General features: G+C 58.3%; 20 protein-coding genes and 3 pseudogenes. 13 read left to right on the forward strand and 10 right to left on the reverse strand.

Going from position 1 to position 22,058, the window contains the following annotated elements; all coding sequences use genetic code 11:
* Window positions 1–78: 78 nt before the first annotated feature.
* Window positions 79–267 (reverse strand): annotated as a pseudogene (locus tag AKG12_RS27510) (IS110 family transposase); the annotation flags it as partial.
* 554 nt (window positions 268–821) lie between these two features.
* Here AKG12_RS27510 and AKG12_RS30890 point away from each other — a divergent pair.
* Together AKG12_RS30890 and AKG12_RS27520 are read left to right on the forward strand one after the other, a co-directional pair.
* Window positions 822–1,109, forward strand: a complete 288-nt coding sequence (locus tag AKG12_RS30890; protein ID WP_052821280.1) for a hypothetical protein — start codon at window positions 822–824, stop codon at window positions 1,107–1,109.
* Between the two features lie 5 nt (window positions 1,110–1,114).
* A complete protein-coding gene (locus tag AKG12_RS27520) occupies window positions 1,115–3,538 on the forward strand; it encodes a putative bifunctional diguanylate cyclase/phosphodiesterase (RefSeq protein WP_052821281.1) in 2,424 nt (807 codons plus the stop codon).
* Between the two features lie 137 nt (window positions 3,539–3,675).
* Here AKG12_RS27520 and tnpB read toward each other — a convergent pair.
* The 7 genes and pseudogenes from tnpB to AKG12_RS27555 all read right to left on the reverse strand — a co-directional run.
* Window positions 3,676–3,891: pseudogene (gene tnpB, locus AKG12_RS30500) on the reverse strand (IS66 family insertion sequence element accessory protein TnpB); the annotation flags it as partial.
* Between the two features lie 936 nt (window positions 3,892–4,827).
* Window positions 4,828–5,019, reverse strand: coding sequence for a hypothetical protein (locus AKG12_RS27535; protein ID WP_052821282.1), 192 nt, complete (start codon window positions 5,017–5,019; stop codon window positions 4,828–4,830).
* Window positions 5,020–5,148: 129 nt separating this feature from the next.
* The gene (locus AKG12_RS30505; protein WP_233285222.1) at window positions 5,149–5,334 is read right to left on the reverse strand and encodes a type II toxin-antitoxin system MqsA family antitoxin; all 186 of its coding nucleotides are present in this window, start codon (window positions 5,332–5,334) and stop codon (window positions 5,149–5,151) included.
* 35 nt (window positions 5,335–5,369) lie between these two features.
* Window positions 5,370–5,706: pseudogene (locus tag AKG12_RS30510) on the reverse strand (IS6 family transposase); the annotation flags it as partial.
* Between the two features lie 97 nt (window positions 5,707–5,803).
* Window positions 5,804–6,799, reverse strand: a complete 996-nt coding sequence (locus AKG12_RS27545; protein ID WP_052821283.1) for a LacI family DNA-binding transcriptional regulator — start codon at window positions 6,797–6,799, stop codon at window positions 5,804–5,806.
* A gap of 25 nt (window positions 6,800–6,824) precedes the next feature.
* A complete protein-coding gene (locus AKG12_RS27550) occupies window positions 6,825–7,817 on the reverse strand; it encodes a Gfo/Idh/MocA family protein (RefSeq protein WP_052821284.1) in 993 nt (330 codons plus the stop codon).
* A complete protein-coding gene (locus AKG12_RS27555) occupies window positions 7,817–8,854 on the reverse strand; it encodes a Gfo/Idh/MocA family protein (RefSeq protein WP_052821285.1) in 1,038 nt (345 codons plus the stop codon). Before AKG12_RS27555 ends, AKG12_RS27550 begins: the two co-directional genes overlap by 1 nt.
* 209 nt (window positions 8,855–9,063) lie before the next feature.
* On the opposite strand from AKG12_RS27555, the gene AKG12_RS27560 reads away from it, so the two are divergent.
* The 11 genes from AKG12_RS27560 to AKG12_RS27605 all read left to right on the forward strand — a co-directional run bounded on the left by AKG12_RS27560 (window position 9,064) and on the right by AKG12_RS27605 (window position 19,385).
* Entirely contained in the window at window positions 9,064–9,843 is a 780-nt protein-coding gene (locus tag AKG12_RS27560; RefSeq protein ID WP_225341555.1) for a 6-phosphogluconolactonase, read from the forward strand.
* Window positions 9,840–10,991, forward strand: a complete 1,152-nt coding sequence (locus tag AKG12_RS27565) for an N-acetylglucosamine-6-phosphate deacetylase (protein ID WP_082179087.1) — start codon at window positions 9,840–9,842, stop codon at window positions 10,989–10,991. The genes AKG12_RS27560 and AKG12_RS27565 overlap by 4 nt, the downstream gene beginning before the upstream one ends.
* Before the next feature lie 12 nt (window positions 10,992–11,003).
* Window positions 11,004–12,080 carry an ABC transporter ATP-binding protein gene (locus AKG12_RS27570; RefSeq protein WP_052821286.1) on the forward strand — a complete coding sequence of 359 codons (1,077 nt, stop codon included), beginning with the start codon at window positions 11,004–11,006 and terminating at the stop codon, window positions 12,078–12,080.
* 51 nt (window positions 12,081–12,131) lie between these two features.
* A complete protein-coding gene (locus tag AKG12_RS27575; protein ID WP_052821287.1) occupies window positions 12,132–13,400 on the forward strand; it encodes an ABC transporter substrate-binding protein in 1,269 nt (422 codons plus the stop codon).
* 68 nt (window positions 13,401–13,468) lie between these two features.
* On the forward strand, window positions 13,469–14,359 hold the full coding sequence (locus AKG12_RS27580) for a carbohydrate ABC transporter permease (protein ID WP_052821288.1): 891 nt from the start codon (window positions 13,469–13,471) through the stop codon (window positions 14,357–14,359).
* Window positions 14,356–15,210, forward strand: coding sequence for a carbohydrate ABC transporter permease (locus tag AKG12_RS27585; protein WP_052821289.1), 855 nt, complete (start codon window positions 14,356–14,358; stop codon window positions 15,208–15,210). The genes AKG12_RS27580 and AKG12_RS27585 overlap by 4 nt, the downstream gene beginning before the upstream one ends.
* A 72-nt stretch (window positions 15,211–15,282) precedes the next feature.
* Window positions 15,283–16,506, forward strand: a complete 1,224-nt coding sequence (gene uxuA, locus AKG12_RS27590) for a mannonate dehydratase (protein WP_052821290.1) — start codon at window positions 15,283–15,285, stop codon at window positions 16,504–16,506.
* Window positions 16,503–17,927, forward strand: coding sequence for a mannitol dehydrogenase family protein (locus tag AKG12_RS27595; protein ID WP_052821291.1), 1,425 nt, complete (start codon window positions 16,503–16,505; stop codon window positions 17,925–17,927). Before uxuA ends, AKG12_RS27595 begins: the two co-directional genes overlap by 4 nt.
* A gap of 428 nt (window positions 17,928–18,355) precedes the next feature.
* Window positions 18,356–18,526, forward strand: a complete 171-nt coding sequence (locus tag AKG12_RS30515) for a transposase (protein WP_137088084.1) — start codon at window positions 18,356–18,358, stop codon at window positions 18,524–18,526.
* 6 nt (window positions 18,527–18,532) lie between these two features.
* Window positions 18,533–18,742, forward strand: coding sequence for a hypothetical protein (locus AKG12_RS30895; protein WP_162249013.1), 210 nt, complete (start codon window positions 18,533–18,535; stop codon window positions 18,740–18,742).
* Window positions 18,720–19,385, forward strand: a complete 666-nt coding sequence (locus tag AKG12_RS27605; RefSeq protein ID WP_052821292.1) for a TonB-dependent siderophore receptor — start codon at window positions 18,720–18,722, stop codon at window positions 19,383–19,385. The genes AKG12_RS30895 and AKG12_RS27605 overlap by 23 nt, the downstream gene beginning before the upstream one ends.
* A 408-nt stretch (window positions 19,386–19,793) precedes the next feature.
* On the opposite strand, the gene AKG12_RS27610 is transcribed toward AKG12_RS27605, so the two are convergent.
* Together AKG12_RS27610 and AKG12_RS27615 are read right to left on the reverse strand one after the other, a co-directional pair.
* The gene (locus AKG12_RS27610; protein WP_404801047.1) at window positions 19,794–20,813 is read right to left on the reverse strand and encodes a glycosyltransferase; all 1,020 of its coding nucleotides are present in this window, start codon (window positions 20,811–20,813) and stop codon (window positions 19,794–19,796) included.
* Window positions 20,814–20,852: 39 nt separating this feature from the next.
* The coding region (locus AKG12_RS27615) for an ISL3 family transposase (RefSeq protein WP_052821294.1) at window positions 20,853–22,058 on the reverse strand (1,206 nt) is incomplete at its 5' end.

A 22,058-nucleotide genomic window follows, 5' to 3' on the forward strand; every position in this document is an offset into this window, starting at 1 on the left:
CTTGTAGCTGATGGTCGGCGTGCTCATCACGTCCGGTTATCCGTCAACCGTTAAGCCACGAACAACGTGACAACGCCCGACGCGGACAGGGCGCTGATAACTGCGCAATAGGCTGATCAGGCGATCAAACTCATCGAGATTGTTGAGAACGCTTACTCGGCGGCCACGGATTCTGTCCGGCGCTTCGATCAGCACTTCGTGGCGTTCCTTAGAAATATCGATCGCTTCCAGAACGGGAGCGGATGCGGTAATGTTGTTGTCGGTCATAGCCGGTCTCCTTGCAGTGTGGCTTCGCAAGACCACTGTGATACCTATTGCCCGGCTATGACCACCTGCTTCGCCTGATAAGGCTACGCAACTGGTCAAGCCTCATTCAGCGCATTCTTCCGAAGATGTTACGGCAGAGAATTCATCTCCCGAGACCTCGATCTGCACAATCGGATAGTTTTCTGCAAAAATCGCCGCCTGAACAACGGTTGAGAAAGCGAGTTGCAAAACTGAGGCGCAAAAGCCTGAGTTTAATTTTGCGACAAGAGCAACTCGTTTTATCTTGCCTGAGACGGGCTGCTAGAGACAAGTCGCTCAAGACTTGACAGTCAACTCGAAAAGGCGAGACAGAGCAGTGAATGGATTTGTCGAGGTGGCAAATGTACCGCGTGTGGGATGTGGCATTCTCGGCTCTACCAGCCACATTCCAAGCCGCGTGATCGAATTTGGCACACATGACGGAGAACCGTCGCAACAACTCGCTACACCGCTTCAGCGCCTTTTAACCGCTTGTCTTTACAATATCATTCGGTTGCACTGGAATTGTGGAGGGCATGATGCCTGCCGAACATGCGCTAGCTCGCAACCCGAATATTCGGGATGAAGAACTTAAAGCTGCAATTGACTATCTTTGCGCGAAAATCAGACGCGCAGCCCATAAGGGCCAACCTGTGCCATTCAACGCCTATCGATCGAAGTTGATATTTGAAAAGGCACTGAATATTCGAACCGGAGAACCCGAATGGGCTTCTGCCAGTTCTGAGAAACGTGATTTTGTCGAGCAACCCATGCTGCAATGTGAGATATTCTACGGGCATTTTGATGGAAACTCGGCGGATTGATCACAATGGCTCTTTTGCTAATCGCGCAATTCATCGCCTTCTCTTTATTCCCCCTTTATTTTACGATGCTCCCGGCACCAAGCCGGCGCACCCATTTTTATACCTACATCGCGCTCATTCTGCTGATCGGCGGTTTCATGGGGAATGTCTATTCCCTGCCCATCACCGATGGTGTCGTCGTCTCCGGTGGCAACCTGTGTTACGGCGCCTTCATGATGACGTCGGTGATGTTCGTTTGGGTTGAAAGAGACGCCTTTATCCTCAGGCATCTGGTTCGGCTTGTGGTTCTGGTCGATATCTTCAAAATCGTTTTGTCCGCCCTGACGCATTCGATTCTGGAAACGGACGGTGTGATCAATCCACATGCGGTTCCACCAGGATTATTTGAAACATCCACGCCGCTGATTGCGCTTGGAGGTGTTCTGATCATCTCTGAGCTCCTGTTTCTGCTTTTCATTTTCGAGGCCGTTAAAAAAAAGCAACCCTCGCTTTTCATCACGGCGGCCATCTACATTCTTTCTTTCGTGCTCGTTCTCGTGCTTGATGGCATTGCCTTTCCTTTCATCGCATTTGGTATCAACGCGCAGATCGTTGCGACCGTCATTGGCGGACTGGCGGGAAAGATCCTTATCGCAGTTGCCTATGGTATGTCGCTGGCCTTGTTTGTGCTGTGGAAGCGGCAGGCATTTATCCATTATCTGGAAACAGATACCGTTCGATGGCATCTGCTGGCTTCCAGCAGCGCTGATCTGATCAAAGAGATGACCATAAAGGATCAGGACCTTCGGCGTGGGGATATCGTATTCAGGAATTCGACCGAAGGTCTTGCCATCGTCAATCATCTCGGCCAGGTGCTGAAAGCAAATGCGGCTTTTCGGGCGATGCTGGGTATAAATTACGATCACACCGATCGGCACGATACAGATATCAACAAATCATTCTGGATCGACGGGGCGCCCGTTTCGCGGCCGCACGGCGCGGCTGGGCAATGGCGTCGGGAGGTCATGTTTGGAGCGGACAGGCATCGGCCTGGCATACTTTCTATTACCCCTGCCGGCGAGGACGCGAGCGGCGGCGACACCTTTGTTTATTCAGTGACGGACATTACAGAACAAAAGACGGCGCAGGCAAAACTCGAATACCTCGCATCGCACGATCATCTGACCGGCTTACCGAACCGCCGCACTCTTGATAAAAGCCGCGCTGGTTTCCAGAATGTTCCGCATGCATTGATCATAGTCGATCTCGATTATTTTGGGGACGTGAATGACAGCTACGGTCACGGTGTCGGTGATCGCGTGCTCCAATTGATTGCCGAACGACTCGACAATCTCCGCAAAAACTATTTAGCTTCGGGCGATGTCCTCTGTCGCCTCGGGAGTGATGAGTTCGCCTTTCTCATTCAGTCTGGCGATCACAGCTTTATCGAAGGCATCATCGAGAAAATCCAATCTTGCTTCGGCCAGACTGTTCACATCCGCGATGATCTGGAAGTGTTTTCCTCCGCAACAATTGGCGTGAGCTATCACCTTCGTCCCGGAGATCATGATGCCCTTCTTGGGGCCGACGCAGCTCTATACGAGGCGAAACGTTCCAGACGTGGGTCAGTCGGTGTTTATGAAGACCGGCTGACCACGCAGAGCCAGAAGCGGGTGAAGCTGGGGCTAAAGCTGAAAAACGCGATCGCCAACGGCGAACTCGATGTCTATTATCAGCCGCAATTTACGGCTGTTGGCCATGAACTGCATGGCGTTGAAGCACTCGTAAGGTGGTCGGATCCGGAACTTGGTATTGTTTCTCCGGCCGATTTTATCCCGGTTGTGGAGGAAACTGGTCTCATTGAGGCCTTGGGCGAATATGTTCTTGAAAGGGCATGCCGCGACGGGCAGGAATGGCTTCAGGCTGGCTATCTCCCGGTCACGCTATCCGTGAATATATCGGCCAGCCAGTTGCGATTTGGTCGCTTCATACCATTCCTGAGGAGACTTCTGTCAGAAACTGGATTTCCTGCGAGACAGCTTGAGATCGAAATAACGGAGTCAACTTACATCCAGCGCGAAAACGAAGTCTTGCCTCTCCTGAACGAGTTGAGGGAAATGGGCGTAGGGATCGCGATCGACGATTTTGGGACAGGGTATTCGTGTCTGTCCTATCTGGCGGAATTGCCATGCAGCTGTATCAAGATCGATCGTGGCTTTATCACTGATATTCCAACCGACGCCAGACAGTGCAGCTTGACATCTGCCATCATATCGCTTGCGAAAGGTATGTCGTTCAAGGTGGTGGTGGAGGGTGTGGAAACCCGAGAGCAACTGGACTTTCTTACAAAGCAGGGATGCGATCTGATTCAGGGGTTTTATTTTTCTGGGGCCCTGCCCAAGGCGGAATTGGCCGTGCTGCTGAGACGCTCTCCCAATTCTGTCAGTTGATAACTCTGCCGGTTGATCTGGCAAACCCGCTGCGGTTCAGAAAGAGGCTCTCAGCGTATTGTGGAATGAAGGCGGCGCGAGGTTTAATTGCGAAAACAAGCTACGACAGAACTGTTTAACTTCGAACTGAGCATGGGTCAGTTCATCAGTCCGTTTTTGATGCCGGGCCAAGTAAAGCTGTGCTCTTCCAACCGCTTGTAGGCCAGCACGATACCAGTGCCATCCCAGTAGATCAGCTTCAGCCGGTCTGTTTTGCGAGACCTGGACACGAATACTGTTCCCGCAAACGGGTCCTTGTGCAGCTCCTTCTTCACAAGAGCTGCTAATCCATCATGCCCTTTACGGAAGTCTACCGGTTTGGTCGCACCATGATCCGCAGTCGGTTCGAGGGGAAGATCATATCATCGCCGCCAGTGCACGCGCGATCCGGGCTGCAGACGCTCCTTCCTCAAGACGGATCTTAACAGCGCCAACGATAATCTCGGCCTGAGACATCTGTTTGGCGGCGAACGGCTACGGTGCGGACGTCTCCACGACCATGGTCGCGAATTCAATTGCACCCTCTGGCTCAGGCAAAACCAGCTTGCCCTGTCGTGCCGGTGTTCAGATCCACAGATGATTGGCCTTCGGCCCGTGACGGGCCGCGACCTCATTCACCATCACACCCGGCCGCAAGCTTTCTTATACGATCCGCGCCTTTATCTCATCCGGCCATTGCCGATGTATCTCTCGTCGGCCAGGCCGCGTCGTGACAACCTCCAACGTAGTCTCCATGGAGAAACTCCTTGTCACTTTTCCATGAAAACTCGATCGCAGATGAGACGGCAGTGGACAACGTGGGGGTGGAACAGCAGTTGCTTTTATGCGGGGGAAGGATTGCTCTTCAGGAAGCGTGCGACCTCGTCCAGAAGATCGATGATTTTTGGCATTGCCAGGCGGTAATAAACTAGGAGTTTGTCACGGCGCGAGACCACAACGCCAGCCGCCCGCCCCCCCGAGCGCAAGTAATACGGTTGCTGGTGCGGGCGAGGCCCGCGACATAATTACTTTGCTCCCTTGAATCGCTGCTCTTCACGCCGGCCCTACCGGAAACCGCCGATGGCGATGAATCCGGCTACACCACTCGCGGACACACGATCCGCATTATGAGGTTAATGTGTGGGGAAAGACCGCTCAATATGATGCCAGCATTTATACTGGTATCAGATTCTGCTCGTCTCCTGGACCGTGGCAGTTCACCGATCGCCTGTTCGCGGATAAGGAGACTTGCCGATGACGCGTCTGGCCAGTCATTCACTTCCGTCCATCTTTTCCCGCAGCCTCAGCTCCATGATCTCTTGAGCAATCAAGCGATGCTGTTCCATCAGCTCATTCAATAGATGTTGGCGAGCCTCGGAAGACACCTTCAGATCGCAAGCAATCGTCATTTGCGTCTCCAGATCCTCCAGCCGCTTGAGCAGTTTTTCAATAGTTGTTAACATGATAAATTTGGCCCGCTTTTTACCAGGTGCGTTGATGCGGATGAATTTGCGATATCGATGTTTCTAATACACCCCCCCAAGCGACGGGGCGAATATTAATAAATGCAACAGCGCCATTCAGTGAAATGCTCATACCACTAAGGATGTACGACGCAATTCGTCAACCAATTCCGGGTGACGGTCAAGGAGGCGTAGCAACTGGCTGGTCGGCCCGCTCGGCTCGACCAGTCCGCGTTCGTATTTGTCGAAGGCCTTCTCATCGACCTTGAGTATGCCTCCTGCCTCCCGCTGCGACAGGTTCAGTTTCTGTCGCACGCGCCGGATCGTGGTTGGTGAGGGGATACCAACACCTGCACGATTTCGTCGAGAACATATCCGTCCTGATCGACGGCTCGCCAAAGCCAATGCTTTCGACCGCCGATCGTCACGACCACCTCGTCCAGATCCCAGATATCCTTTCTCGACGGCGTTTTTCTGCGCAGTCGCTTTGCGTAGGCCGCACCGAATTTGCGGCCCCAGCGCCGGATCGTTTCGTAGGACACGACGATGCCGCGCTCCAGCAGCATTTCTTCCACCAAGCGCAGGCTTAACGGAAACCGGAAATACAGCCAGACCGCATGGGCGATGATCTGCGGTGGGAAGCGGTGGTTCTTGTAGCTGATGGTCGGCGCGCTCATCGCGTCCAATTACTGGTCAAGCGTTAAGCCCCGGACAACGTGACGACGCCCTCAAACGATCTCTGCTAAGGCCTACCGTTTGGCCCTGATTTAGCCGGAGCGAGAAGTTAACGACGAGATCTCGACGGCGCCGAACCTGTGGTATCGCGACGAACGAAGCGTGCACCCAAAACAACCTTCATGTCCTGAACACTTTCCCTATGCTCAATAGCGTCTTGGAGCAACTTGAGGGCATGCCTCCCCGCCTCCAGGGAAAGCCCGCTGAGCGTGGAGAGTGCGGGATAGGTCATAGCGGGTAGCGCATCGTCGCAACCGATAAGGCTCATCTCCCGGGGAACGACGATTCCCATGGCCGAAAGTCGGGCGTGTGCTCCCTGAGCCGTCAGGTCATCAAACGCAAGGATCGCGGTCACGTCTGCGGCGACGGCCTCTTCGGCAGCCTTTTCACCGCCTTCGAAACTGGGTTCCGATAGCTGGATCACCTCGAACCGGACGTCGGCACGCCGGCACGCTGCTCCCGCCGCCTCGAGGCGCTGCTGGTTCGACCAGGATTCCTTCGGACCCGAGAGATAGGCGATATCGCGATGGCCGCTCTCGATCAGGAATCCGATGGCATCCGTCACGGCCGCCTGCGTGTCGATCAATACGCGTGGCAATCCCACGATGTCGCGATTGATCAGCGTGATAGGGTGCCTTTTGGCATGCGCCCTCACCTGCGCCTCACTGAGCCGGGTCGACGCCAAGATGATACCATCCGTCTGGCTGGCCAGACGCTGGAAAAGCGTATTTTCCCGTGCAGCGCTTTCTCCCGACGAGCCTAGGAACAGGCAGAGGTCATGAGCATCCGCATTCTGCTGAATGGCCTTGATGAGCGGTGGAAAGAACGGGTTGGCAATATCAGGCACAAGCAGCCCGATATTGCCTGTTCTCCCAGTTGAGAGCGCCCGGGCCATGTTGTTCGGTCGATAACCTATCTCTTCCGCAATCGCGAGGATCTGCTCCACCGTCTTCGGATTGAGCAGGTCCGGGCGACTAAAGGCGCGCGATACCGTCGAGCGGGAGGTGTTGGCCCTAAGAGCAATCTCCTCCAGCGTCGGTTTCACGCGCTCCTTCGACTTCTGTTCATTCTTACCAGAGATAGTCCTGTCCCCCGTTTTCAGCGCTGAGAGCGGCCAGCGCCGCGATACGGCTGGCCAGAAGCGCCTCTTTTGTCGATACCTGCAAAAGCGCTACCCCCGTCAAAGCATCGAGAGCGTCCTGCGCCGGCCCGATGGGCGACGGCAGTTCCGGCTCCCAAAGGCAACGTTCATCGGTTTCCACCAGAAGGCGGCCCTCGCCGAACAGAATATCCATGCGTCCCCGGGTTCCGACAAGACGCATTGCGTAGTCGCCATGCCTGATTGCGGCCTCCGGCTGCCTCCAGTCCATGTCGATTGCCGCCTGCAGGCCGGTATCGAGGGTCAGAAGCGCACGCCCGGCCAGAGAAAAGGACTGATGCCCCTCGGGATGGCGCGGGCTTTTCCAGCCGCTGATTCGGCCTGAAGAGGCCCCGGTCAGCCACAGGACGAGATCGATGTCGTGGACCGCCAGATCGTTCACGATGGTTCCGTAGAGAGCGGTATCGAAGAACCACGCCGGCCTCGCCGACGGCAGGAGCTTATGGGGACCCGTCGCGGTCACCGCCACGAGGTCGCCAATCTCTCCGTTCAGAAAGAGTTCGCGCGCCTTTCTCGTCACCGGATAAAAGCGCTTTTCCAGCATCAGCGCGACGCGGTTGTGGCCGCCATCGGCCTTGCCGATCCGCTCCACCTCTTCCACTGTCAGGGCCAGAGGCTTGTCAGCGATGACGAAGATGTCCCGTTCGAGGCATGCTTCGATCAGTCCGGCGCGCAATCCCGGCTCGGCGACCACGGCCGCGCCATCGATTTCATGCCGCGCAAGCAGCGCATCGAGATCCGCATAGCCGGGAACCCCGAGCTTTTCCGCGAAACTCCGACGGCGCGCTTCGTCGTGATCGACGAGCGCAACCAGTTCCACATCCGACCGTCCGGCGAGACCGTCGGTGACATAGCTGACATGTCCGTGGGCGGCGCCGAGGATGGCAAGCTTCTTGACGGACATCAAGCGTCTCCCACTTCGCTCATGGCAATACGACGCCCGGTCTCGGCCGAACGATAGATGGCGGTGATGACGCGAACCGCCTCAAGGCCGTCACGGAAGGTGATGTCTGCCGGCCGTCCGGTGACAATCGCATCCCGGATATCGAGCCACTGATCGACATGGCCACGGATACCGATGCTGACCTGGCTGCCCGCACCGCTCTTGATCGAGGCGTCGGCTGCGGCCGGCCGGGGCTGGTCGGGGAATGTCCACTCGACGACGTCCGTATGATTGATCGCCGTATGCCCCTGATCCGTGAACAGCATCAGCGAAGCAGGCCGGCCCGGCGGCGTTGCGGTGCTGGTGACCACGATCCCGCGTGCGCCGTTCTCGAACGTCAGGAGTGCCTGGCAAAGATCTTCGCTCCCACCCTCGCGCCCAGCGATATTCGTCGCCTCCGCCATAACACTGGCGACAGGACCGAAGAACCAAAGCATGAGATCGAGCGTGTGAATGCCCTGATTGAAGAGCGAACCACCGCCCTGCACATCGAGTTTCCGCCAGGGCTTCTCGTCGTAATAGGCGTCGGAGCGATGCCAATAGACCTGCCCTTCGATGGCGACGGGGCGACCAAGTTCGCCGACTTGCAGACGGCGGTAGATATCCTGATGCTGCGCCTCCAGCCGTCTCTGGGACATGGTCGCGCAGACAAGACCGACCGACTTTGACCGTCGATAGAGATCGATCGCCTCATCCAGATCAACGGCCAACGGCTTCTCTACGACCACATGCAGACCCTTGTCGAGCGCGGCTCGCGCCGGCGCATAATGGGTTCCGCTCGGGGTGGCTATCACCACCGCGTCGAGATTGGCGTGCTCGATCATCGATGCCGCATCAGGGAAGAGATGCACTTCGGAAGGCGCTCCGAAAAGCTCCAGTTCCTCCACTGTACCTCCGGCGATTGCCACCAGAGACACCCCTTCAACGGCTGCGATCGCATCCCGATGAACCCTGCCGATTGTTCCCGGCCCGACCAGTCCGACTTTGATTGCCGACACGTCCGTCTCCTTTCTGAGCGCGTGCGTTACAGATTGCCTTTATGCAACCGATTTCATAAAAAATTGCAAGTGCCGCAACAGACAAATTATTGATTGCCCGTAAATAATGGGAAATTTCGCAATGCATCGCGATGCGTTTAACAAAAAATGCCTATTGACTAATGCAATCGGTTGCATTTTGTTTGCAGCAACACAGAAGGAGCTCACAAATGTCGCTTTCATGGCAGGTCGACCATCTCGTTGTTCGCAGCGGTTCGTCGCGCAACGACATGGCCGAAATGGCAAATCTCGATCTTGCCGCGACGCTGCGCAGCCTGCTGGCTGAGAAGGAACACGTGTCCGTCATGTTCGCGGCTGCCCCGAGCCAGCAGGACACCCTTGCCCTCCTCCGTCTCGAAAACGGCATCGACTGGAGCCGCATAACCGCTTTTCATATGGATGAGTATATCGGGCTGGACGCCGGCCATGAGGCACGCTTCGCCAACTGGCTGGACCGGCATCTTTTCACGCTCCTGCCGTTCGGGCGGGTGCACCGCATCGAGCCGCATCGCTTCCCCTCGCCGGAAGCTTGTGCTGCGGACTATGCCCGCCGCCTTGTGGAAGAGCCTCTTGATCTCGTATGCCTTGGCGTCGGCGTAAACGGCCATCTGGCCTTCAACGATCCGCCGGATGCGCGCTTCGAGGAGAAGGAAACCGTGAAGATCGTCACGCTCGCGCAGGACTGCCGCGTCCAGCAGGTTGAAGATGAATGCTTTGCCCAACTCTCCGACGTACCGCAGCAGGCCGTCACCGTCACCATCCCGGCGCTGCTGGCCGCCGGCAACATGATCTGCGTCGTGCCCGGGGCCCTCAAGAAGAACGCCATCACCCGCATGCTGACGGGAGCAGTGGCCGAGGATAGCCCGGCAACCATCCTGCGCACGCACGATCAGGCGCGGCTTTATCTCGATGACGCTTCGACACCGGACATTTTCAGGAGCGCTGCATGATCATCGGCCGCAACGCCATCAGCGGACGCATTATCGGCCTTGCCGTGGAGAAAGGCAGGATCGCCGCCGTCCGGCATATCGAGAAATACACCGGTGAAGACCTCCCCTGGCTGGCGCCCGGCTTCGTTGACCTGCAGGTCAACGGCTGGAGTGGGCACGACTTCAATCGCGCCGACATCGATGAAGAGACGGTCTGCGCCATCGCCGGCGGAATGCGCCAGCAGGGTGTCAGGGCCTTTCTGCCGACGCTGATTACGGCTTCGCGGGAAGCGATCTGCCACGCGCTTTCGGTCATCGCCTCAGCCCGCGCCCGACATGATTGGCTTGCCGCGATGATCCCCGGCATCCACGTCGAGGGGCCCTTCATTTCACCGGATGACGGCGCACGAGGTGCGCATCCGCGGGAACACGTCCGCGCCCCATCTGCCGAAGAATTCGACCAGTGGCAAAAGGCCGCCGGCGGACTGGTACGTCTGGTCACGCTCTGCCCGAAAGCCCCGGATGGCCAGGCATTCATCCGGCATGTCAGGCACTCCGGCTGCCTCGTTTCCATCGGGCACTCCGCTGCGGCGAGTGCCGACATCGCCATGGCGTCTGAGGCAGGCGCCGGCTTCAGCACCCACCTCGGAAACGGCGTGTCGCAAACATTGCCCCGTCATCCGAACCTGATATGGGCGCAGCTCGCCAATTCCGGGCTGCAGGCAATGTTCATAGCCGACGGCCATCATCTCGACCGGGAGACACTGACGGCAATGTTGCGAGCGAAGGGAGTGCAACGGTCGATCCTCGTCAGCGACATGGTCGCTCTCGCAGGCATGCCGCCGGGCCGTTGCCGCCAGCCTGTCGGCGGTGACGTGGAACTCTCTGCCGACGGACGTCTGTCCATGGCAGGAACGAACCTGCTCGCAGGTGCCGTGAAGCCACTCGCGGACGGGATTGCACTGGTCGCCGGTCTCGAAAGCTTCGGCCTTGCCGATGCGATCACCATGGGCGCGATCAACCCGGCCAGGGCACTCGGTCTGCACACCGGCCTCGACGAAGGTGCCGCTGCGGATTTCATCGCCTTCCGCTGGCAGCCGGGCGAAACAGGCCTGCGCCTGTGCGAACCAATATCGGGGGTGGAACACGCCGCCTCTCACCAAGCATAACGGGGAAACAAGATGGCACGGGTGGAAATCCGCAAACTGCACAAACATTACGGCGACTTCCACGCATTGCGAGAGCTGACTGTTGCGATGGAAGATGGAGAGTTCGTCGTCCTCGTCGGCCCGTCCGGCTGTGGCAAGTCAACGCTCCTGCGCATGATCGCCGGGCTTGAGGATGTATCGGACGGCGAAATCCACATCGATGGCCGCGTCATCAACAATATAGAGTCGAAAGACCGCGATATCGCGATGGTCTTCCAGAACTATGCGCTCTATCCGCATATGACTGTCTACGACAACATGGCCTTCTCCATGAAGTTGCGGCGGGCGCCGACAGACAAGATCCGCCAGGAGGTAGAAGCCGCAGCCGCAATCCTCGGCCTCAGCGATCATCTCGAACGCTACCCCCGGCAGCTCTCCGGCGGCCAGCGCCAGCGCGTCGCCATGGGCCGCGCGATCGTACGCAAGCCGAAGGTCTTCCTGTTCGACGAACCATTGTCCAATCTGGACGCCAAGCTACGCGTAAAGATGCGCTCGGAAATCAAGTCCCTGCATCGCCGGCTCGGCAACACCATGATCTACGTTACCCACGACCAGGTGGAAGCCATGACCATGGCCGACAGGATCGTCGTCATGCAGGGCGGCATCATCGAACAGGTTGGCTCCCCGCTGGAGCTTTACGACCGCCCCGCCAACCTGTTCGTCGCTGGCTTCATCGGCTCCCCGGCCATGAACTTCATCAATGGCCGTTCGACGGATACGGGCTTCGTCATGCACGACGGTACACACATCGCACTTCCGGCTCCCTTCGAGCGCCCCTCCGGTGAGGTTCTGCTCGGCATCCGGCCCGAAAGTCTGGCCCTGTGTGCGCCCGGCGATCCAGCTGCCGTCCAGACGTCCATCGTCTCGGTCGAGCCTACCGGTGCCGAAAGTCACGCCACCCTGATACTTGGCGGCGAGGAAGTGACTGCGGTCTTCCGCGAGAGATTGCCAGGCACACCCGGCGCCCCCCTGTCCGTGAAACTGTCGGCCGCGGGCACGCACCTGTTCGACAAGGCAACCGGGGCAAGGCTCTCCGGTGGCGAGTACTAACCAATAACAAGCAACACTAAAACGGTCGATTTCGTGAAGAGGAGAACAGAAATGGCATTGCAGTCCTTCAAGACACTTCCCGTTGCCGCCTTGCTCGCAGGTCTTTCCTGCACGGCACAGGCGGAGACCCTCACGCTCTGGGGCGGATCACCCGAGCTCGAGCCCTTCTACAACCACGTCGCCGAACAGATAAAAGCCGCGCATCCGGATTTTGAGCTGAAGGTCGAGACCATCAGCCTGCGTGAACACGAAAAGCGCCTCGCCTTCGCCCTGCCCGCAGGCTCCGCCGCCGACATCGTCGAAATGCAATCGGAGGCCCCGCGCTACGTGCAGTCGGGTCTGCTGGCGCCGGCTCCGGAAAGCGTCGCGACCTTCGTAAACGACCCGAAGAACTTCCACGCCGTCTATTCCGCCGCCGTTTCGGATGGCGAACATATCTATGGCGTACCACTCTATCATGGGCAGGCAGCCCTATATTACAACACCGATAAATTCACCAAGGCAGGCCTTTCCGCTCCGCCGAAGACGATGGAGGAATATGCCGCCTATGCCGCCAAGCTGACCGAGCGGGACGCCTCCGGCAATCCGACGGCGAGCGGCTGGTCTCTGCGCCTGTCCGGTGGCGGTCAGGGCATCAGCGAAAAATTCTGGATCAACCTTCACCAGTTCGGCGGCATGCTCATTGAAAAGCAGGGCGAAGGCTGGAAGGCGGCAATCGCCAGCGAGGCGGGCCGCAAGGCGCTAAAGCAATATCTCGAACAGCTCTTCGTATCGAAAACGGTCAGCCCTCAGATGAAGGCGGATGCCGAGGCTTTCGAACTCGGACAGACCGCAATGTTTATCCGCGAGTCCTGGGTCATCAGCGACATCGCCAAGAAAGCACCTGACCTGAAATACGCCACGGCGCCGTTGCCCGTGGGCTCGCTCGTCGTGCCGGCATCGCTGTTCGTGCCCGTCGAGAACAACCGCAGCGCACTGGCCTGGGAATTCGTGGAAAAGACCAACACCCCGGAAAACCTCCAATGGCTTCTTGAAAACGTCGGCTGGCTGCCTTCGCGCAACAATATCGATTACGCAGCCATCATCGCAAAGAAGCCGGTACTGGAAGCCTTTGCCGCACCTCCGAAAGATTACACCTATTTCAGCCTGCCGCCCATCGCACCGTCAAGCGAAATCCTGACCCGCTTCGCCGCCCGCCTGGAAGCCGCCTTCACCAATCCGGCTCTGGCAACGAATGATGCGGCCATCGATGACGTTCTGGCCGAGGCCGCGAAGGAGATCGACACCATTCTGAAACGGGAAGGCCTGCTGGCCAAATAATCTGCCATAGGCTGAAACATATCGTCGGGGGGCGGGTAAATCCGTCCCCGTGATGAAAGGACCGTCAGATGAAACGACACAAACAATTGACCTTCGTGATAAGCGCGCTGGCCGTGCCGCTGACGCTGTTCGTTCTCGTCCGGGTCGTCCCGATCTTCGAGACGCTCCGGCTCAGCCTGTTCAAGTGGGATATCATTTCCCGCAACAAGCCGTTCATCGGCCTTGCCAATTTCCAGGAACTCGCCAGCGATCCGCTTTTTCTCGAAGCCCTGCGCAACACGACGATCATCGCCGTCGGCGTTCTGGCGTTGACGATCCCGCTTGCATTGGGAATTGCCGCACTCATTCAATATCGCTTCGGTAGCGCGCTTGCGGGTTTCTACGAAACCAGCGTGTTCATCCCGCATATCGTGTCGCTCGTTCCTGCCGCCATGGCGTGGAAATGGGTGTTCGACGCGCAGCTTGGGCCATTGAACGCCTTTCTCGGCCTGTTCGGCGTTCCGGCGCAGGCGTGGTTATTCGATCCGGTCTGGTCGATTGTCTGCATCATCGTGCTGTGTTCATGGCAGGCGCTCGGATACGCTGTCCTGATCTTCCTGATCGGCCTGCGCAACATCCCCGTCTCGCTTTACGAAGCAGCGCGGCTCGACGGAGCAACGGCATGGGAATGCTTCCGCCATATCTCCATACCCCAGCTTCGGCCCGTGACCCTCTATGTCTCGGTCGTCACCATGATCGCTGCCTTCAACATCTACGGCCAGGCTTTCGTCCTTGCCTCGGACTCGCAGGGCGCGCCCGGCAAGCTCGTGCGTGTTCTTGTGCTCGACATGCTGGAAAACAGCTTCCGCAATTACCGCGTGGGATATGCCGCCGCAGAAGCCGTCGTGCTACTCGCCATCGTGCTTGCCCTGACGGCCGGCCAATTCGTTTTCTTCCGTGACAAGGCGGCACGCCGATGAACGACACCATCAAGCACAAGGAAGCCCGACGCTTCTCCCCGTCGAAGCTTGCCGTGGACGTTGTTCTGACCGTCTTCGGCATCCTCATGATCCTTCCGCTGATCATGCTTACCGCCAACGCCTTCAAGACGCCGGCGGAACTGCTGGCATGGCCACCGCGGCTCATTCCGCAATGGCCGACGCTGGAAAACTTCTCCTCGGTGCTGACCGAAACGCCGTTGTTGATCTGGATGGGCAACAGCCTTGCCTTTGCGGCGATTTCGACGGTCGCCATCGTCCTGACCTCGTCGCTCACGGGCTACGTGCTTGCGAAGTTCCGGTTTCCCGGCGTGAACATCATCTTCTTCGGCGTGCTTGCGACTGCCATCGTGCCCTTCGAAGTCTATATGATCCCGCTCTATCTCGGGGTGCGCCAGCTTGGACTGCTGAATTCCATCGGCGGACTTTTGGCCGGCTATCTGGTGATGAGCTTCGGCATCTTCCTCATTCGCCAGTATGTGATCTCATCGATCCCGGACGAACTGATGGAAGCCGCGCGCATGGACGGAGCCGGCGAATGGTGGATCTTCTTCCGCATCGTCCTGCCCCTGATGCGCGGCCCGATCGGCACGCTGGCCGTCCTGGCATTTTTCTCGGCATGGACGACATTCGCCTGGCCCATGGTGGTCAACACCGCCCGTGACAAATACGTTCTTGAAGTAGGCCTTGCCCTGTTCCAGACCGGCTTCACCGTCGACCTCGGCCGCCTCAGCGCCGCCGCGGCCCTGTCGCTCATCCCGAGCGTGATCTTCTTCGGCGCGATGCGGCGGAATTTCGTCAAGGGCGTCGCCGCCAGCGGCATGAAGGAATAGCGCGGAGGCCCAGTCTCCCGCTTTCCCTTGCTCCTCCGAACACAATTCATACAATCAGGAAAAGGACTGAAGATGCGGCAGACTTGGCGTTGGTTCGGCCCGTCCGATCCGGTTTCGATCGATGACATGCTACAGGCGGGCGTCGAAGGCGTCGTCACGGCACTCCATCATATCGCCCCCGGCGAGATATGGTCGCCGGAAGAGATCGCCCGGCGCCTGCAGGAAATCTCCGTCATGCGCGATGGCGATCCCTCTGGCTTGACCTGGGACGTCGTGGAAAGCCTGCCGGTTTCGGAAGACATCAAGCGGCAGACCGGCGCATGGCGCGGGCATATCGAAAACTGGAAAACCAGCCTCGCCCATCTGGCTGAGGCCGGCGTGCGGACGATCTGCTACAACTTCATGCCGGTTCTCGACTGGACAAGGACCGATCTCGAGTATCGCCTGCCGAACGGCGCGACCTGCATGCGCTTCGACGCCGTGGACTTTGCCGCCTTCGATCTCTTCCTGCTTCAGCGGCCCGCCGCAAAGGAGGAATTCGCCTCAGACCTGATCGAGGCGGCAAAGAACCGGTTCTCGGAGATGGATGAAACGCGCCGTCGCAAGCTTGTCGGCAACATCGTTTCCGGCCTGCCGGGCGCAGCAATCCACATGACCATCGACGAGGTGAAAGGCCACCTCGGACTCTACAGCGGCATATCCGCAGAAAGGCTGCGGTCCAACCTGGTGGACTTCCTCAGCGAGGTTGCGCCTGTTGCCCAGGCTCTTGGCATGCGCCTGTGCTGCCATCCGGATGATCCGCCATTCCCGCTACTCGGCCTGCCGCGCATCATGTCGACCGAAGCGGACTATCGCACCATGATCGATGCGGTGGACCTTCCAGCCAATGGAATCACGCTCTGCACCGGCTCGCTCGGCGCCCGCGGGGACAACGACCTCCCCGGCATGATGAAAAGGCTCGGCAGCCGCGTGCATTTCCTGCATCTGCGCAATGTGGCGCTGGAGGACGCACGCATCGGCGGCTCGTTCCATGAGGCCGCGCACCTTGAAGGTAACACCGACATGGTGGTGGTGATCGCCGCCGCACTTGCCGAAGAAGCCGAACGGAAAGGGCTCGGTCGGAAAGACTGGCAGATCCCTTTTCGGCCTGATCACGGCCAGAATATTCTCGATGATCATGTCCGCCAGACTCGCCCCGGTTATCCGGCCATCGGCCGCCTGAAGGGGCTGGCGGAGCTGCGCGGCATCATGACCGCCATATCCCATCCGATGTTTTCCGGGGAGCGCACCCGATGAGGCTCAACGCCACCCGCAAACCGCTCGACGGCAAGACCGCACGATGGTCCGCCTATAGGCCTGAAGAGCATGGCTATGGCATCGTCCATCTCGGGATCGGCAATTTCGCGCGGGCGCACCTCCTCGCCTATACCGAGGATGCATTGGCGGCGGCGGGCGGCGACTGGCGCGTGATCGGCGCGTCTCTTCGTGGCTCGACACTAGACAGCCAGCTTGCGCCGCAGGACTATCGCTACACCCTGCTTGAGAAGGGAACTGAAACGACGGCCACGGTCATCGGAGCCCTCCACTCGGTGATATCGGGACGGGAACGCATCGCCGATGTTCTCTCGACCATAGCCTCGCCCGAATGCAGGATCGTCAGCCTGACGGTGACCGAAAAGGGCTACGGCCTCGCCGGCAATGGGGTTCTTGACGCCGCTCATCCCGACATTGCCCGCGATCTCTCCGAACAGGAATCGCCCCATGGTGTCATCGGCGTGATCGCTGCCGCTCTCGCTCGCCGTCACGCAAACGGCCTCCGCCCATTCACGACCATCAGCTGCGACAACCTCCCGCATAACGGACACAGATTGCGTGAAGGCCTTATCGAATTCTCCCGCGCGGTTCACGGCCCCGCCCTTGCCAGATGGATCGAAACCGAAGCGGCCTTCCCCTCGACCGTTGTCGACAGGATCACTCCGGTCCCGGTCGAAACCACTGCCGCACTCGCCCTCGCCGGCACCGGCTACGAGGACTTGGCCGCAGTGGAGACGGAACCGTTCCGCCAATGGATCCTCGAAGACAGCTTCTCTGCCGGTCGCCCCGCCTGGGACGCCGCCGGAGCGATATTGGTACCGGATATCCGCGACTATGAGCGCATGAAGCTGTGGATGCTCAACGGCACCCACTCCCTGATCGCCTATTGCGGCTGCCTTGAAGACAAGCCCTTCGTCAGGGACGTAATGGCAGACCCGAACCTGAAGACGCTGGTCAGCCGGCATCTGCAGGCAGCTTCCGCCGCGATCGGCCAACTCGGCATCGACCTCGACGCCTATGCCGAGAAGCTGAAGGAACGCTTCTCCAATCCGGCAATCGCTCATGCGACTGCACAGATCGCTATGGATGGCACCCAGAAGCTGCCGCAAAGGCTGACCGCCCCCGCCATCGCCGCTCTGGAGCGCCGCACCGACTTCCAGCCCTTCGCGTTCGCCCTCGCAGTCTGGATCGTGTATGCAGAACGCTGGGCCAAAGGCCATGCCAGTTATGAACTGAGCGACCCTCAAGGCAACGTGATCCGCGAACGACTGTCCCAATCGTTCGGGGACGCTGAGCTCCTCGATGCAGTCCACCGCAGTTTCCCGTCTGTCCTTCCAGCAGAATTGATGAGCGGCGATTTTGAGGCCGCGCTACGCGAAAGCGTGTCAAAGCTCCGGGGATGATACGAAATAGGCCCTGGCGCACCAACTGGAAAACCGGTTTGTCGACTGCCCATGAGGATTTGGTGTTGATTATCGGGTGAGCTTGATCCAGTTTTTCATTTCGCCGTGATCCATGCTCAACCCGAAAAATCTGTTTAAATGCAGCCCTTTACTTCGGCTTAGGTGGGGCGGCGCAAAGTGGAAAACGGATCAAATCCTACTGAAATTTAACGGCAGGCTGCTTAGCTCGACACGAAATGCGGTGATGACTCACGACACTAAAGACGCGTTATGACTCACCATCAAAAACGTGTAATGGCAGGCATTGCCTTATGAGACGTGGCATTGTGAGTTCGCGCAAGAACGTAACCGGTGTTCCGGCCCCACGTTGTCCTCGCCGCCCTGATCTGTGATCGGCTTATCCATGGATAAGCAACGGGAGTTTCTACATGGAGACTACATTGGAGTTTCTCACAACCAGGAAGTCTGGACGTGAGAGCCACCGACATTGGCCTGATAAGGTCAAGGGGCAGATCGTATCGGAAAGCCTTCGGCCCGGAGTGATGGTGAATGAGTTTGCCGAGCGACATGGCTTGAAGCCGAACCAACTGTCCACCTGACGGACGATGGCGCGGCAGGGAAAGCTTATTCTGCCTGCGCCGGAAGATGCGGTAGAATTCGCAGCGGTAATCGTCGATCCACCAGTTGCGGAACCGCCGATCAAGAAAGCCGGCAGTCCCGAGATCGTCGTCGGGTCTGTCACCATTCAGCTGGAAGAAGGCGCGTCTGCCGCCCGCATCGCCGCTGTCGCGCGTGCCTGCGCGGTCCCAGCATGATCTTTCCGTCGAACCGGGTTCGGATCCGGCCGTACCGGAAACATCGAAGCAATATGAGGCCGGCGTGAAGTTCGATTTCGGGAATGGTCTCTCGGGCAGCGGCGCGATCTTCCAGATTGACCGCTCAAACGTGCCGGTTATCGATCCAAGCGATCCGATGATGCTCACAAGTCTCGCCATCGGCGAGCAACGTGCCCGTGGCTTCGATGCGGAACTCACCTGGCAACCCGATGAGCACTGGAAACTCCTGGCGAACTACGCCTATGTCGACGCCGTACTGATCGAAGACATTCTTGGAGGAGCGCCGGCCGGAAACCGTATCAATGCCATCCCGCGCCATTCCGGCGGCCTGTGGGTTGATTACACTTTCGATGAAGGCAATGCCCTGAAAGGCTGGAGCGCAGGCGCCGGTCTTCACGCTGCTTCCGGCGCGCCACTCGCGCTCGACAATCTCTACGAAACGAAAAGCTACGTCACGGCTGATGCCGGGATCCGCTACAAAAGCGAGAATGGCTTTTCTGCAAACCTCATGGTGAAGAACCTGACCGATGAACAATACTACGTACCCTACGCCTATCTGGTCGGTGGCACTGCGGCCGCACCCGGCCGCTCCATCTATCTGACGGTTGCGAAGAAGTTCTAACTGAAGGGCAAATGGGCAGCCCTCCCAATTGGAAAGAAATTGGCGCAGGCGTGGTAGCCTACGATCCCGTTCACATCGCGAAAAGCCTACTGCCACCCGGCAAAGTCGCTGGGTGGCTTTTTCGTCGAATCAACCTCATCTGGGTGTCCAACCGATCACGCACAGCCCATCGTCAAATGGTAGCGTCTGGTATCGATTGCGGCATTTCGGAACATTCTGAATGACAGCGCGAATCTGCTTTTTCTCGTGCTCTTGATTAGGATCTAAACCGTTGACCCCACATTCAACTATCTAACCATTTGAAATGTTCATTTTCGTTTAGATCTGATCCGCTTTTGCGTTTCCAAGCGATCCGCCCCCAACCGAGAAAACCTCGGCGCGTCAGCATCTTTAACAGCAATAGATGGCTCAGTGCGGGATGGAAAAATCGCTTAAAACTTGCTGAAACACAACAACTTCCGTTTCGAACCGCGCGGCGACTTCATCCCACGACAATATACCCTCCTTCCAAGCGGGAAGGTGGAGCATTGTTGCCGCTCTGTTCAGCTTGCCAGCCCAGTCTGTTTCGTGTCGCTGGTCGTAACCCACGATATTCGGGCGCGAATTCGCCATCAGGTCAGGAGCGAGGATCGGGAGCTCACAGCAGGAATACTGTTGAAGCTTCAGGCTCGATTCTACGAGATAAAGCTCACGCTCCTTCAGGCGATAGGGAGCGAGCCCGAAATCGGCGAACTTGATGTAGGGAATGATCTCATTGAAGGCGCGTTCGCCGTAGACCCGGACATTGGATGGAAAATCGGTCGGAATCCCTTCGCCGAAAAGATGAAAATTCATATCAGGTGCATGGGTCGCCATGGCCATCAAGGCATTTCTGTCGAACAGCATGTTGCCAACCGCGACGCCGTTGCGGGTTCCAACCGGATAGGGCGAGACTTTGCACGAGTCGAAACCTGTTTTGTCGATGCCTTGCGGAATAATCGCGACCTTGCCGGCTTCCCGGAAGCCCTCGGCCATGCGGGACGAGGGAACGACGATCCGGTCGAACAGCGGCACAATTCGCCGTTCCAGCCGCTGCAGATATTCCGACGCCCCCACGGTGTCGAGCCGGTCGCGAGCGAAGTAGACCACCCGCGCGCCCGGGTTGGCCCTGCGGATCGCGTCGAAGAACACGATGGCCGTTCCGGATTCGATGGCGATGACATCGGCCTTCACGATGGCCTCCCGCATGAATCGTGGCAGAAGGGTGCCGTACATCTTGAAGAATGGAGCGGTCAGCGCATTGAGTACCGTGTTTCCAGAACTGAAGGGATGCATGAGCGGCAGGTAGCAGGCCGAACGATAGCGCGGCTCTTTCTGCACGAAACGGTTTCGCTGCTGCGCAGCTAGTTGGCTATAGATCGTCCTTTTCTTGAAGTACGATATTGTCAATCGGCGTTGTAACGGGGGTCTGACGCAATTTCGATGACATCAGGGTGCTCCGACGATACGTGCCTCAAGCAAATCGAGTTTCCCGCGCCCGTACATCTGGCGCTTGATGAGTTTCAGCTTGGTGATCTGGCCCTCTGTCTGGCCGTTCGACCAAATTGAAGTGATTGCATTTTGAACCGCTGCTCTGTCGCGGATAACGCCGTTCGCGAATGGCGAGATTAAGCTTGCTGCTGCGCGGTTGATCCATGTGTCCAGATCATCTTTAGACTTGCGCCGCAGCATTTCGTGGAAGCTCTCCACAACATCTCTTGCCTCGACAAGGTCTGGTAGCTGCTCCTCGATCGCAGCGACCGTCATCGTTTGCGCCTTGGTCAAATTGTTGCGCTCAAGGGTCATTAGGCGGACGATGGTGCGTGCTGCCGGCGCGTGGCCGAGCCCGTTCTCGGCCTTTTCGGCCCTTCTTCGTCGTGTTGCCCATTCCGTGACGACGCGGAGACCGCCGCCAAAACCAGCCAGCCGAAGCTGCCGCCAAAGTTCAGCGCCGTTTCGTAATCCGGCATCCCATTGCGCTTCGAGCCACGGGAGGTGTGGTTCGAGCGAAGTTTGCCGGACTCGGAAGATGTCGGTCCTTTGATCACGGATGACACTGCGAACGAGCTTACGACTATGCCCTGTTCTGCGCACGATTTCCTTGATGGACACGCCATCGCCGACGAGCCCACGAATGACAGAGTTTGTCTCTTCACGCCGTAGATAGCCCTCATATTGCAAACGCTCGGCGGCAGTCAGAAGCTTAGGGTTTACGGTTGCTGTTCCAACTGCCATGCGCACCTGCCGCATCGACTTGCGAACGGCGTCAAGAAAGGCGTGGCTAGCGTTTTCCATGAGATGCCAGCGGTCGGCGACCTGTTCGGCCCGTGGCAGGGCTTGCGCAGCGGCCTGTGCATATCCGCCGCCGCGGTCTCTTGCGACGATTTCGATTTGCGGCTGCTCGACCAGCCAGGCCTTTGCGGTCGAGGATTCTCGGTCGGGCAACAACGCGATCGTCTTTCGCCGTTCCAGATCGCAGATAATCGTGCCATATCGGTGATTGCGACGCCACGCCCAGTCATCAATGCCGATAACGCTTGGCGGCGGTGGTGGTGGGCGATCATATCGGCGAACGGTTCGAAGCAGCGTGTCATTGCTAACCGGTAACCCGAGACGATCTGCGAACCGTGCTGCTGGCCGACCACCCAATGCCAA

It is taken from the genome of Agrobacterium sp. SUL3 (assembly GCF_001263295.1).
GTDB lineage: Bacteria > Pseudomonadota > Alphaproteobacteria > Rhizobiales > Rhizobiaceae > Agrobacterium > Agrobacterium tomkonis.

Excerpts from the sequence above, each read along its gene's own strand:
- AKG12_RS30890 (WP_052821280.1), top strand. The coding sequence starts at position 822 with ATGATGCCTGCCGAACATGCGCTAGCTCGCAACCCGAATATTCGGGAT.
- AKG12_RS27520 (WP_052821281.1), top strand. The coding sequence starts at position 1,115 with ATGGCTCTTTTGCTAATCGCGCAATTCATCGCCTTCTCTTTATTCCCC.
- AKG12_RS27535 (WP_052821282.1), bottom strand. The coding sequence starts at position 5,019 with ATGTTAACAACTATTGAAAAACTGCTCAAGCGGCTGGAGGATCTGGAG.
- AKG12_RS27550 (WP_052821284.1), bottom strand. The coding sequence starts at position 7,817 with ATGTCCGTCAAGAAGCTTGCCATCCTCGGCGCCGCCCACGGACATGTC.
- AKG12_RS27560 (WP_225341555.1), top strand. The coding sequence starts at position 9,064 with ATGTCGCTTTCATGGCAGGTCGACCATCTCGTTGTTCGCAGCGGTTCG.
- AKG12_RS27565 (WP_082179087.1), top strand. The coding sequence starts at position 9,840 with ATGATCATCGGCCGCAACGCCATCAGCGGACGCATTATCGGCCTTGCC.
- AKG12_RS27570 (WP_052821286.1), top strand. The coding sequence starts at position 11,004 with ATGGCACGGGTGGAAATCCGCAAACTGCACAAACATTACGGCGACTTC.
- AKG12_RS27575 (WP_052821287.1), top strand. The coding sequence starts at position 12,132 with ATGGCATTGCAGTCCTTCAAGACACTTCCCGTTGCCGCCTTGCTCGCA.
- AKG12_RS27580 (WP_052821288.1), top strand. The coding sequence starts at position 13,469 with ATGAAACGACACAAACAATTGACCTTCGTGATAAGCGCGCTGGCCGTG.
- AKG12_RS27585 (WP_052821289.1), top strand. The coding sequence starts at position 14,356 with ATGAACGACACCATCAAGCACAAGGAAGCCCGACGCTTCTCCCCGTCG.
- uxuA (WP_052821290.1), top strand. The coding sequence starts at position 15,283 with ATGCGGCAGACTTGGCGTTGGTTCGGCCCGTCCGATCCGGTTTCGATC.
- AKG12_RS27595 (WP_052821291.1), top strand. The coding sequence starts at position 16,503 with ATGAGGCTCAACGCCACCCGCAAACCGCTCGACGGCAAGACCGCACGA.
- AKG12_RS30515 (WP_137088084.1), top strand. The coding sequence starts at position 18,356 with ATGGAGACTACATTGGAGTTTCTCACAACCAGGAAGTCTGGACGTGAG.
- AKG12_RS30895 (WP_162249013.1), top strand. The coding sequence starts at position 18,533 with ATGGCGCGGCAGGGAAAGCTTATTCTGCCTGCGCCGGAAGATGCGGTA.